This window comes from Ruegeria sp. SCSIO 43209 (assembly GCF_019904295.1).
Classification (GTDB): domain Bacteria; phylum Pseudomonadota; class Alphaproteobacteria; order Rhodobacterales; family Rhodobacteraceae; genus Ruegeria.
Genome location: NZ_CP065359.1, coordinates 503,954 through 515,853, shown reverse-complemented (window position 1 = coordinate 515,853; position 11,900 = coordinate 503,954). Strand labels below are relative to the sequence as shown.

Annotated in this window: 10 protein-coding genes; 9 read left to right on the top strand and 1 reads right to left on the bottom strand. The window is 55.8% G+C overall.

Annotated features, from left to right (window positions below):
• The first annotated feature begins 74 nt into the window (after window positions 1-74).
• The 4 genes from dprA to I5192_RS02555 all read left to right on the top strand — a co-directional run bounded on the left by dprA (window position 75) and on the right by I5192_RS02555 (window position 5,428).
• Window positions 75-1,211, top strand: coding sequence for a DNA-processing protein DprA (dprA, locus tag I5192_RS02570; protein ID WP_223117679.1), 1,137 nt, complete (start codon window positions 75-77; stop codon window positions 1,209-1,211).
• A gap of 169 nt (window positions 1,212-1,380) precedes the next feature.
• Window positions 1,381-4,005, top strand: coding sequence for a type I DNA topoisomerase (gene topA, locus I5192_RS02565; RefSeq protein WP_223117678.1), 2,625 nt, complete (start codon window positions 1,381-1,383; stop codon window positions 4,003-4,005).
• A 92-nt stretch (window positions 4,006-4,097) separates the two neighbouring features.
• Window positions 4,098-4,802 carry a CoA transferase subunit A gene (locus I5192_RS02560; RefSeq protein WP_170404323.1) on the top strand — a complete coding sequence of 235 codons (705 nt, stop codon included), beginning with the start codon at window positions 4,098-4,100 and terminating at the stop codon, window positions 4,800-4,802.
• Complete coding sequence (locus I5192_RS02555; RefSeq protein ID WP_170397333.1) at window positions 4,802-5,428, top strand: 3-oxoacid CoA-transferase subunit B; 627 nt, start codon at window positions 4,802-4,804, stop codon at window positions 5,426-5,428. Before I5192_RS02560 ends, I5192_RS02555 begins: the two co-directional genes overlap by 1 nt.
• Window positions 5,429-5,473: 45 nt before the next feature.
• Here I5192_RS02555 and I5192_RS02550 read toward each other — a convergent pair whose 3' ends face one another.
• Window positions 5,474-6,340, bottom strand: a complete 867-nt coding sequence (locus I5192_RS02550; protein ID WP_223117677.1) for a lytic transglycosylase domain-containing protein — start codon at window positions 6,338-6,340, stop codon at window positions 5,474-5,476.
• A gap of 352 nt (window positions 6,341-6,692) precedes the next feature.
• On the opposite strand from I5192_RS02550, the gene I5192_RS02545 reads away from it, so the two are divergent.
• From I5192_RS02545 to I5192_RS02525, 5 genes are all read left to right on the top strand, one after another.
• The gene (locus I5192_RS02545) at window positions 6,693-6,887 is read left to right on the top strand and encodes a hypothetical protein (protein ID WP_170397337.1); all 195 of its coding nucleotides are present in this window, start codon (window positions 6,693-6,695) and stop codon (window positions 6,885-6,887) included.
• A 445-nt stretch (window positions 6,888-7,332) separates the two neighbouring features.
• On the top strand, window positions 7,333-8,214 hold the full coding sequence (cpaB, locus tag I5192_RS02540; RefSeq protein WP_170424295.1) for a Flp pilus assembly protein CpaB: 882 nt from the start codon (window positions 7,333-7,335) through the stop codon (window positions 8,212-8,214).
• Between the two features lie 196 nt (window positions 8,215-8,410).
• A complete protein-coding gene (locus tag I5192_RS02535) occupies window positions 8,411-9,817 on the top strand; it encodes a type II and III secretion system protein family protein (protein ID WP_170397343.1) in 1,407 nt (468 codons plus the stop codon).
• A 17-nt stretch (window positions 9,818-9,834) separates the two neighbouring features.
• Window positions 9,835-10,461, top strand: a complete 627-nt coding sequence (locus I5192_RS02530) for an OmpA family protein (RefSeq protein WP_170397345.1) — start codon at window positions 9,835-9,837, stop codon at window positions 10,459-10,461.
• Window positions 10,462-10,662: 201 nt separating this feature from the next.
• Window positions 10,663-11,895: an AAA family ATPase gene (locus I5192_RS02525; RefSeq protein ID WP_170424297.1), complete on the top strand. Its 1,233-nt coding sequence runs from the start codon at window positions 10,663-10,665 to the stop codon at window positions 11,893-11,895.
• Window positions 11,896-11,900 lie beyond the last annotated feature (5 nt).

Here is an 11,900-nt window from a genome sequence, read left to right as displayed (position 1 = left end):
TCTAATTTTCTAAGATTCACAGGCTGTTAACCCGCTGCACCGTAAACCAGTTTTGCAATCAGGCGGAGCATCGGATGACCGAAGAGCAGCTTTCTTCCAATCACCCCCCACTCCCACCCACCACGGAAGAGGACCGGTTTTCCTGGCTCCGTCTGTTGCGCTCACGCAAAGTAGGGCCGGCAACATTCCGGCGCTTATTGCGCGAACATGGCTCGGCGCAGAACGCGCTGGCCGCGTTGCCGGAAATGGCGCGCGCTGCCGGGATCGAGGATTATGAAATCTGCCCGCCCGGCGTAATTGAGGCGGAGCTCAAGGCCGCAAAGATCGCAAAAGCGCGGCTTTTGTGCCTTGGGGCCGCCGATTACCCTTACGCGTTATGTGACCTTTCGGATGCGCCCCCGATGCTTTGGGCAATCGGCGATCCGTCGATCTTGAAACGCCGGGCAGTTGCAATGGTCGGGGCACGGAACTGTTCTTCGCTGGGCGCGCGCATGGCGCGGGCGTTGGCGACGGATCTGGGTAAGCAAGACTATGTCGTGGTCTCGGGGCTTGCCCGCGGCATTGACACCTCGGCGCACCTCGCCGCGTTGGCGACCGGTACTGTGGCAGTGTTGGCAGGTGGGGTTGATGTGATCTATCCGGCCGAAAATGCCGATCTGGCGCGAGATATCGCAGACGCCGGACTTCGCTTGTCTGAACAACCGATGGGCACAACGCCTCAGGCAAGACACTTTCCACGCCGCAATCGCATTATCTCGGGTCTGGCGCAGGCAGTGGTCGTTGTCGAGGCCGCGGCGAAATCCGGCAGCTTGATCACCGCGCGGGACGCCCTGGACCAAGGGCGCGAGGTTCTGGCCGTGCCCGGCCATCCCTTTGACGCCCGCGCGGCAGGATGCAATCTGCTGATCCGAGACGGGGCTATACTCGTCCGCAATGCAGAAGACGTGATTGATGCTTTGCCCAAGCAACAGCTACAATCCTCCGCCCAACAAATCCTGCCCCTTGGACCCGAGGCAGACACAGCCGAAATCACGCCCCAAGCCTTGCACGAGGCGATTCTGACTCGACTTGGCCCATCTCCGATCGCGGAAGACCAGTTGATCCGGGACATCGCTGCATCTGCGGGCGAAGTCGGCCCTGTGTTGGTCGATCTGGAGCTTGAGGGCAAGATTCAGCGGCAACCAGGCGGCCTGCTGTCACTTTGCGCCTAAGTTATCGAATGGATTCGACACCTGATTCCGCGAGCGGCACGACCAGATCAGGCTTTAATACAAAGTATTTTTGGTGGTGAAAACGAACGCATTGACAATTCGATCTTGCCCCACACATTTTGCACGGTCATACAAAGCGCAAAATCCGTCGAGCGAGGATTCCTCTTAAATGCCCGTAGTTGTTGTAGAATCTCCGGCCAAAGCAAAAACGATCAATAAGTATCTTGGCCCCGACTACACCGTTTTGGCCTCATATGGCCATGTGCGGGACCTGCCGCCGAAGGATGGGTCGGTCGATCCCGAGCATGAATTTTCAATGAAATGGGAGGTCGGCAATGACAGCCGTAAGCATGTCAAGGCGATCGCCGACGCTCTGAAAGAAGACAACGCACTGATCCTCGCGACCGACCCTGATCGAGAAGGCGAGGCAATCAGCTGGCACCTCCAAGAAGCGCTGACCAAGCGGCGTTCGATCAAGAAGGACACGCCAGTCAGCCGTGTGACGTTCAACGCGATCACCAAGGACGCCGTGACCGAGGCGATGCAGAACCCGCGTGAGGTCGATATGCCGCTGGTCGAGGCCTATCTGGCCCGCCGCGCGCTGGACTATCTGGTAGGGTTCAACCTGTCACCCGTTCTGTGGCGCAAGTTGCCGGGTGCCCGTTCAGCGGGGCGCGTGCAATCGGTCTGCCTGCGCCTCATCGTTGAACGCGAGATGGAGATCGAAGCCTTCAAGCCGGTCGAATACTGGTCGGTCAAAGCTGTGTTCGAGACGCCTCGGGGCCAGACCTACGAGGCGCGTCTAGTCACGCTGGCAGGCAAGAAACTGGACAAGCACGATCTAGCGAATGCAACGCAAGCCGAACTGGCGGTTCAGGCGATCACCAGCCGTGATCTGAGCGTGACATCGGTCGAGGCCAAGCCTGCCGCGCGCAACCCCTCTGCCCCGTTCATGACGTCGACCTTACAGCAAGAAGCCAGCCGCAAGTTCGGCATGGGCGCACGCCATGCGATGCAGGTGGCCCAGCGGCTGTATGAGGCCGGATACATTACCTACATGCGAACCGACGGTATCGACATGGCCCCCGAGGCCGTGGCGGCAGCGCGCGATGCAATCGCCGACCGTTATGGTGCGGAATACGTGCCAGACAGCCCGCGCATGTACAAAAACAAGGCCAAAAACGCTCAGGAAGCACACGAGTGTATTCGCCCGACAGATATGTCGCGCGATGCCAAGGCGCTGAAGGTGACCGATGAGGATCAGCGCAAGCTTTATGATCTGATCTGGAAACGCACCATTGCCTGTCAGATGGCTGCCGCACGGCTTGAACGCACGACTGTTGAGATTACCAGCACGGACGGCCAGGTTGGCCTGCGCGCCACTGGTCAGGTGGTGCTGTTCGATGGCTTCATGCGCGTTTACGAAGAAGGCCGCGATGACGTGGTCGACGATGACGACAAGCGCTTGCCACAGATCATGCAGGGCGATCCCGCACGTTTTGCCAAGACCTCGCTGCGTGATCAGTTTGCCAAGGCCACCGCCGACTCGGAAAAGGCCGCCATTCTGGCCGAGAACGAATCCGTTCTGGCGCTGCAGCACCACACCCAACCCCCCCCGCGCTATACAGAGGCCACGCTGGTCAAACGGATGGAAGAGCTGGGGATCGGGCGTCCGTCGACCTATGCCTCGATTGTCACCACGATTCAGGATCGTGAATATGTACGTAAAGACAAGAATCGGCTGATCCCCGAAGAAAAGGGCCGGATCGTCACCATCTTCCTGCTGAATTTCTTTCGCCAGTATGTGGGCTACGAGTTCACCGCCAATCTGGAAGAAGAGCTTGACGACGTCAGCGCAGGTGAACGCGACTACAAGGATCTGCTGGGCAAGTTCTGGCGCGATTTCTCTGCCGCGATTGGTGAGACATCGGAGCTGCGTATCTCGGAAGTGCTGGACAAGCTGGACGAAGCGCTGGCACCGCAGCTGTATCCGCCGCGTGAAGATGGCTCGGACCCGCGCATTTGCCCGAAATGCGGTGTTGGCCAGTTACATCTGAAAACTTCGCGCACCGGCGGGTTTGTCGGTTGTGGCAACTATCCTGAGTGCACTTATACCCGTCCGATCGCTGGTGAGGGCGCGGAAGGTGACGAGCGTTTGCTGGGCGAAGATGGGGGCGATGAGATCTGGCTGAAATCCGGTCGCTTTGGGCCATATGTCCAGCGTGGAGAGCCCACGCCTGAGAACAAGAAGCCTCCTCGTGCGTCCCTGCCCCGTGGCTGGAGCAAAGACGACATGGGTCTGGAGAAAGCGCTGACTCTTCTGTCCTTGCCCCGTCAGATCGGCGAGCACCCCGAAGGCGGCATGATCAGTTCGAACTTTGGTCGCTTTGGACCTTATCTAATGCATCAGTTGGCCGACGAGGCAAAGCCCGTCTACGCCAACCTCAAAGACCCGAACGATGTGTTTGAGATCGGCATGAACCGCGCCGTCGAACTGTTGGCCGAAAAACGCGCCAATCCAGGTCGCGGACGTCGGGCGGCCGCGAAGCCGCTGAAAGAGCTGGGCGACCATCCCGATGGCGGCGCGATACAGGTACTGGACGGGCGCTATGGACCGTATGTGAAATGGGAAAAGGTCAACGCGACGATCCCCAAAGACATCAAGCCCGAGGATGTGACCCAGGAAATGGCCATCGAACTGGTCAATGAACGCGCGGCCAAGAAAGGCACAAAGAAAAAGGCAGCCCCCAAGAAGAAAGCTGCTGCCAAGAAGACCACCAAGAAAGCAAGTTAGGTAGAAATACCACCTGCCCCTTGGATTCGTTGACTTCCCCGTGACGTGGCGGCACAAATCGGCCCAACATCATGTCATTGGGGGAGTTTTCCATGAAGAAAATCTATGACAATGCCGATGAGGCGCTCGATGGGGTGATATCGGACGGCATGCTGATCGCTGCGGGCGGCTTTGGGCTGTGCGGTATCCCGGAAATGCTGCTTGAAGCAATCAAGGCCTCAGGCGCGAAGGATCTGACATTTGCCTCGAATAACGCAGGTGTGGATGATTTTGGCATCGGCATCCTGCTGCAGACTAAGCAGGTCAAAAAGATGATCAGCTCTTACGTTGGGGAAAACGCCGAATTCATGCGCCAGTATCTGAGTGGAGAACTGGAGCTGGAATTCAATCCACAAGGCACACTGGCCGAGCGGATGCGGGCCGGTGGCGCTGGCATCCCCGGGTTTTACACCAAGACGGGCGTAGGAACGGTGATCGCGGAAGGCAAAGAGCACAAGGACTTCAACGGCGAGACCTATATCATGGAGGAAGGCATCTTCGCCGACCTCGCGATCGTAAAGGCGTGGAAAGCCGATGACACCGGGAACCTCGTGTTCCGCAAGACCGCCCGCAACTTTAACGTGCCCGCAGCGACTTGCGGCAAGATTTGTGTGGCTGAGGTTGAAGAAATCGTCCCGCGCGGCTCGCTGGACCCGGATGGCATCCACCTGCCCGGCATCTATGTGCATCGCATTATCCAAGGCAGCCACGAAAAGCGCATCGAACAGCGCACCACCCGCAAGAAGGAGGACGCATAATGCCCTGGGATCGCAATCAGATGGCCGCACGTGCGGCAGAAGAGCTGGAAGACGGCATGTATGTGAACCTCGGCATCGGTATTCCGACGCTGGTGGCGAACTATGTAGGGGACAAGGACATCACCCTACAGTCCGAAAACGGTATGTTGGGCATGGGGCCTTTCCCGTTTGAGGGCGAGGAAGACGCTGACCTGATTAACGCGGGCAAGCAAACGATTACCGAACTGTCCCGCACCTCTTACTTCGATAGCGCGACCTCGTTCGCCATGATCCGAGGCGGTAAGATCGCTGCTGCGATTTTGGGTGCGATGGAAGTGGACGAGAAAGGAGACTTGGCCAACTGGATGATCCCCGGCAAGCTGGTCAAAGGTATGGGCGGTGCGATGGATCTGGTCGCTGGCGTTGGTCGCGTGATTGTAGTGATGGATCACACCAACAAGCATGGTGATTCAAAAGTGCTGAAGGAATGCACGCTGCCTCTGACTGGCCAGGGCGTCGTGGATCGCATCATCACCAATCTGGGTGTTCTGGATGTCGTCGAAGGCGGCCTGAAGATCGTCGAACTGGCCGATGGCGTCAGCGAGGACGAGATGCGAGGAGCGACTCAGGCAACAATCGTAGATTGACCTTAGGTCAATGAAACATAAGGCCCGCTGCGACGCGGGCCTTTTTTAGTTCGAAGTCTGAAAAATGCAGGGGTCCGAAACGAACTGCGGTGTTGTTGTACAAAGAGCACTCGCGACCTGAAACGCGGCCAGAACCTTGGGCACGTAGTCTCTGGTCTCGGCATAGGGTGGCACACCACTATGCTTGCGCACGGCCCCTTCGCCGGCATTGTAGCCTGCCAATACGAGAATCGGGTCATTGTCGAACTCGTTCATAAGCCAATGCAGGTATTTCACCCCACCTTTGATATTCTGTTCAGGTTTCAGGCTGTCCTCTACCCCAAAACGTTCGGCGGTAGCTGGCATCAATTGCATCAAGCCCTGCGCCCCGGCAGAACTGACAGCCTGTGTGCGGCCCGCAGATTCCACTGAGATCACGGCTAGGACAAGTGCGGGTGAGACATTCGTCCCTACGGTCGAACGTAGAATATCCACCCCTCGCTTTTCTGCGATGTCTTGCAAGGTCTGCAGACGCGGCGCCGCGACACCCGTGGCAGTAAGCGCTTGAACGGCCTCTCTCAGCCTACCTGCGCTGGCCTGCGCTAGATCGGGGGATACCCGGCTCCAGAATGCTTTATAAGAGCCAACTGGCTTGGTCGCCCCCGCGATCTTCTGAGGAACCGATGGGGGCGGCTTTGCGATAGCGGCAATCTCAGGCACTTCCAGCTTGGCGCCAGTGCTGGGGGCTGATGGTGATGCTGCATGTTGTTCGGGCGTGATTTGAATCGTCACGCGCGGACGTGTCCCCGGTTTAGGGGCCTTTATGCGCTTATAGACGCCGCGCGGCTCGGTTTCGGTTGCAGTGACAGGAATTGCACCCGCCATCAGAAACACTGCTGCACCGGCGCATAATACTGCGTCCCGGAAATACATTTGCCTGCCTCGATTTCTTATCTTTTGAAGCATTTTGAACATCATAACGGCCCGCAACACCAGAAAAACCAAGCGAATTGGGGCAATTTCGCCTCAATTGCCGCCATTTTGCATCGCCCACACAACGGAAGTACAAAAAAGGTGTGATTTTTTTTATTTATTTCCAATTAGTTACTAAATTCACCAACAAAAAATTAAGCTTTGAGCAAAAAAATATTGGTTTGGCCCAATTCCTGCCACGCACAGGGGTCAAACATATATCCATACCGAGACGATCGGGAGCGGACTGAGAGAGAAAGCTCTGAAAGACGCCGAGGTTAATTAATTTTTGATCCTTTAGGAGGGACATAACATGATCAAGTTCATCAAGAACTTCCGCAAAGACGAAGACGGCGCCGTAACTGTAGACTGGGTCGTTCTGACCGCAGCTGTTGTTGGCCTGGCAGCCGTTGCTTACAACCAGATCCACAATGGTGCCAGCAGCCTGGCAGGCAACATCGATGACGCTCTGGGTTCGGTAACTGTGACAGTTCCGGATACCGAATAATCTGTTATCGGTCTAGCATAACAACTTGGGGCCATGTCTTTACTCAAAGGCGTGGCCCCTTTGTTTTCAGAAGAGAGCGATCCGGTATAGTCCAATGTTAAAAAGAGTATATAGTTTCCGAACCGATGAGACCGGCGCGATAACCGTAGACTGGGTGGTTTTAACTGCTGCAATCGCAGGTCTCGCCGCAATAATCTACTTCATCCTGAGCCAAGGACTTCTAACAGCGGGACAGCCGATCGCAAATGTAGAAGTAGAAGAGATGGTCTTTGAGTAGCGCGGGCCCGTTCCCATTTACTAGCGAAACGGCAACCCTGCGAATAAGCGTATTTTCTGCCAAAAATTACCGGGATTGTCCGCTTTTTCGACACAATTGAAAAATATCTTGGATCCTGAATCGATGTGACTTCAAGAGTCGCGGTCTACGGAAAATAAAGAGGGACAAATGCGAGCTGTTTTTGGACTTGTTCTTATCATCGGGGTCGCGTTGGCCGGTGGTGCTGTCTATATGGCACGCGAATACATCACGGACAATCAGGCCAAACTTGCACAGGAACGCAAGTTGCGCGAAGAGGCGCTTGCCAATGCACAGGCGGGCATCGTCCCGACCGTAGGCGTTTTGGTTTCGAATCGCTCCTTCAAATACGGCGAACGTTTGAACCAGGAAGATATCCGCGTCGTTCAGTGGCCAGAGGATGCGATTCCCGAGGGTGCCTTCGTGGACATGACAACCCTATTCCCGGAAATCAAAAACAATGAACGATTCGTTCTCCGCGCGATGGAGAAAGACGAAGCGATTATGGAAGTCAAAGTCACCAATCCAGGCGAGACTGCTGGCCTCAGGTCACAATTGCCCAAGGGAATGCGCGCATTTGCGATAAGCGTTGACGTGGCATCTGGCGTATCGGGCTTTTTGCGCCCGGGCGATACGGTGGACGTGTATTGGACCGGCTCATTACGTGGCACCAGCGATTCTGGCCGCGGTGAGATTACTCGTTTGGTGCTGACGAACATCGAATTGGTCGCTGTTGATCAGTCGGCGGGTCTGGATGTGACCGGCACAACGATTGCTCGCACGGTCACAGTTGCAGCGACGCCACAACAGATCGCCGCTTTGGCACAGGCTCAGAACACGGGTCGCATGTCGCTGGCACTGGTTGGCGCTCAAGATGACAAGGTGGCAGAGGTGGTTGAAGTCGATCAGCAGTCTTTGCTTGGCATTGAAGAGAGGGCCCCGGCCCCCGTCGCAGCTCCGGAGAAGGTCTGCACAATCCGCACCCGTCGTGGTGGCGAGACGGTAGAGACCCCAATTCCCTGCACAAACTAACTAAGTTTCAGACCTTTACGAGACAAAGACCGCGCATTTTGCGCGGTCTCTTTCTTTGTGTTGTTGCGCATAATCCACATAAGGAACTTTCCAGAAACCATTGATTATTGCAATAAATCTGGTTCTGTCGCAGGGTTTCATAGCATAGGGCATAAGACCCAAAAAAAATCGAGTGGTGATCGGAGAGGCAGGTCACATGACAATACGTTCCTGGATCAGCGCAACCCTGCTGGGGTTGTCGCTAGTTGTGAGCCCAATCGGCGATGCCGCTTGGGCCCAAAATCTTCGCGTGGTTAAAAAGGGTACAGCGGAAACGCTGGATGTCCCCGTAAATCGCGCAATCGTGGTGGAAAGCGAACAACCGTTCGCAGACATCAGCATTGCCAATGCAGGCATAGCGGATATTTCGACCCTGTCGGACCGCACTATCTATGTTCTCGGTCGGGCACCGGGTACAACCACCCTGACAATGTTCGACGGCGCGGGTAATCTGATTACCAACGTGCGTGTGCGTGTTTCACCTGATGTTTCGGAATTCAAAGAACGCTTACGTCAGATTCTTCCCAGTGAGCGAATCGAGGTTCGGACCGCCAATGATGGGATCGTCTTGTCGGGAACAGTTTCCAGCAGTGCCAAACTGGCGCGTGCGCTGGAGTTGGCAGAACGGTATGCCCCTGAACGTGTATCGAACCTGATGAATGTCGGTGGCGTGCAGCAGGTCATGCTGAAAGTGCGCTTTGCGGAAATGAACCGCTCTGTAGCCAAAAACTTGTCGGCATCGTTGGGCTTTGGCGGTGGCGACACCACTGCGGGCTTCAATTCCTTGAATAACCAGGGCGCACTGAACAACGCACTGGCGAACAACATCCCGTTTGTTCAGACAAATTCCGGTGCCATTCTGTTCGGTTTCGGCGCGGGTTCAACGCAGGTTAGACTGCTTTTGGAAGCCCTTGAAACCAAGGGTTTGGTTCGCAGCTTGGCAGAACCGAATCTTTCTGCACTGTCTGGCCAAGAGGCGGAGTTCCTTGCCGGTGGTGAGGTGCCAATCCCAGTACCCCAAGGCGACGGTGTCGTTGCGATCGAGTATCGTCAGTTTGGCGTACAGCTGCTGTTTGTTCCGCGCGTCGTCGATGGCAACCTGATTAACCTGGAACTGGGTGCATCAGTATCGAGCATCGACCAGAGTGCGAACTTCACGATCAACGGCGACAATGTTCCCAGCTTCATCACGCGTCAAACCCGGACAACCATCGAGTTGCGCGACGGTGAGAGCTTTGCCATTGCGGGCCTAATCCAGGATGATTTCACGGATCTGAACAGCCAGGTTCCCTGGCTTGGCGATGTGCCTGTATTGGGCGCGTTGTTCAGGAGCGCTCAGTATCAGCGTGAGCAGAGTGAATTGATCATCATCATTACCGCGCATCTGGTGTCGCCCACTCGTGGCGAGGCGCTTGCCCTGCCGACCGATCGTGTGAAACCGCCCAGCGAGTTCGATCTGTTCGTAAACGGCAAGATCTCTCGGACTGAACGCGCCGGAAATGGTGCAGCCTCTGAAGTTGCCAATCAGGATTTTGGCACCTCTTACGGCTACGTGCTGGACTGATAGAGAGGATAGAACCAATGGAAAAGTGGATCATCACACTGGGTCTTTCGGTTGCTGTCGCCGGTTGTACACGCGAGGCCGGGTACGAAATCGATCAGGGCACGTTTGGTAACGCTACACTGAACAACATTCAGGTCATGAATGGTGAGTTGACGTATGGCCAAATCCTCGCGCGGCGTTTCGCTGCCGAGGTGCCAACACAGATCAACTTTGCCTTCGATAGCGCGCAATTGGACGCTTCGGCGCAACGAATCCTGTTGCAGCAGGCGGCCTGGATCAAACAGTTCCCCGAGGCGCGGTTCCGTGTCTATGGGCACACGGATGCCGTTGGCTCTGAGGCATATAACAAGCGATTGGGCCAGCGCCGCGCCAATGCCGCCGTTGCATTCCTGACACGACAAGGAATATCGCGCTCACGGTTGGAAGCCGTTGTTTCCTTTGGCAAATCCAGGCCGCTGGTTGCCACCCAAGATCGGGATCGACGCAATCGGCGGACAGTGACCGAGGTATCCGGCTTCTTCGACCGGCATCCAAATATTCTGGATGGAAAATATGCGGACGTGATCTATCGCGAATACATCTCAAGCGCGATCCCGATAAGCGATATCCAACGGCAAGAAGACGCCGGTGGTACCAGCGACTAATAAATAGGAAATGGGCGGCATTGTCGCCCATTTCCCTACAATTGGTTCTTTTGCGCCCAATTCTTGCCTAACTTCCAAGCCACTTTGTGAACAATTGGGTGACCTGCGGCCAAAATCGACCGCATCGGGCGACAGCATACCAGAACTGAATCTTCTCGCGTTCAAATGGTTTGCTCAGCCCTCTCGATGAGGATTGTGTTAATGACGAGCGCGACGCCGCAAGACGATAATAACGCCATTTTGGCCTGTACCATCAGCCGTGATGTCCAGAACTTCGACCTTTTGATCGAGGATATGGAAGCTGCGCTGGGCGAACGCTGGGGTGATCTTGGATTTGCCGAAGCGCTTGCGTTCTTTAGCCAACCCGAAGCCAAGACGCTTCAATTTGTAGCGCTGGCGCTGGACGGCGATGACGAAGACAACCTGACACTGATGGGTGAGATCATCACTCAGGCCAAGGAAAAAGGCATCAAGGTTGTCTTGATCGCCGAGGATGTCACCCCTGCCGCATTGCATCAGCTGCTACGCAGAGGTGCGGACGAGTTTGTCCCCTACCCGCTTCCCGAAAATGAACTTCAGGAAGCCATCGATCGTATGCAACAACCCGATCCGGTTGTGGCACCACAAGCAGCGCCTACTGCGACGAACGGCTCCTCGAAAGAAGGGGCGCTTTTTGTCGTGCAGGGCCTGGCAGGTGGTGTCGGTTCTACAACCATGGCGGTCAATCTGGCATGGGAACTTGCAACGGTTTCAGCCAAAGAAGCCCCGAAAGTGTGCCTGATCGATCTGGATCTGCAATACGGCACAGTTTCGACCTATTTGGATCTGCCTCGTCATGAAGCCGTGTTCGAAATGCTCTCAGACACGGATTCGATGGACGAAGACTCTTTCGGACAGGCGCTCCAGACGTTTGAAGAGAAGCTGCAAGTTCTAACAGCGCCATCTGACATGGTGCCGCTGGACATCATCACGCCTGAGGACATTCAGCGAGTGATCGACACCGCACGCGCGAATTTTGATTATGTCGTCATAGACATGCCAAAAACACTTGTTCACTGGTCAGAAACGGTTCTGCAGGCCGCCCATGTCTATTTTGCCTTGCTCGAGCTGGATATGCGCTCGGCCCAGAATGCATTGCGTCTGAAACGGGCACTGCAGGCCGAGGAATTACCCTTCAACAAACTGCGGTTTGCTATGAATCGGGCTCCGAAATTTACCGATCTCAACGGTAAAAGCCGGGTTAAACGTATGGGCGAAAGTCTGGGTATTTCCATTGATCTGCTTCTGCCCGATGGCGGCAAACCCGTCATGCAAAGCGGCGACCACGGTTTACCGCTGGCAAATTCAGCGGCCAAGAACCCGCTGCGCCGGGAAATCGCCAAATTGGCTCAATCGCTTCATAGCCTTGGCAGCAGTGACGCCGAAGCCGCATAACTCAA

What these genes read in the sequence shown, in the direction of transcription:
- I5192_RS02530 (WP_170397345.1), top strand. Translation starts at nt 9,835, where the DNA reads ATGGAAAAGTGGATCATCACACTGGGTCTTTCGGTTGCTGTCGCCGGT.
- dprA (WP_223117679.1), top strand. Translation starts at nt 75, where the DNA reads ATGACCGAAGAGCAGCTTTCTTCCAATCACCCCCCACTCCCACCCACC.
- I5192_RS02535 (WP_170397343.1), top strand. Translation starts at nt 8,411, where the DNA reads ATGACAATACGTTCCTGGATCAGCGCAACCCTGCTGGGGTTGTCGCTA.
- I5192_RS02545 (WP_170397337.1), top strand. Translation starts at nt 6,693, where the DNA reads ATGATCAAGTTCATCAAGAACTTCCGCAAAGACGAAGACGGCGCCGTA.
- I5192_RS02555 (WP_170397333.1), top strand. Translation starts at nt 4,802, where the DNA reads ATGCCCTGGGATCGCAATCAGATGGCCGCACGTGCGGCAGAAGAGCTG.
- I5192_RS02525 (WP_170424297.1), top strand. Translation starts at nt 10,663, where the DNA reads ATGACGAGCGCGACGCCGCAAGACGATAATAACGCCATTTTGGCCTGT.
- I5192_RS02550 (WP_223117677.1), bottom strand. Translation starts at nt 6,340, where the DNA reads ATGTATTTCCGGGACGCAGTATTATGCGCCGGTGCAGCAGTGTTTCTG.
- topA (WP_223117678.1), top strand. Translation starts at nt 1,381, where the DNA reads ATGCCCGTAGTTGTTGTAGAATCTCCGGCCAAAGCAAAAACGATCAAT.
- cpaB (WP_170424295.1), top strand. Translation starts at nt 7,333, where the DNA reads ATGCGAGCTGTTTTTGGACTTGTTCTTATCATCGGGGTCGCGTTGGCC.
- I5192_RS02560 (WP_170404323.1), top strand. Translation starts at nt 4,098, where the DNA reads ATGAAGAAAATCTATGACAATGCCGATGAGGCGCTCGATGGGGTGATA.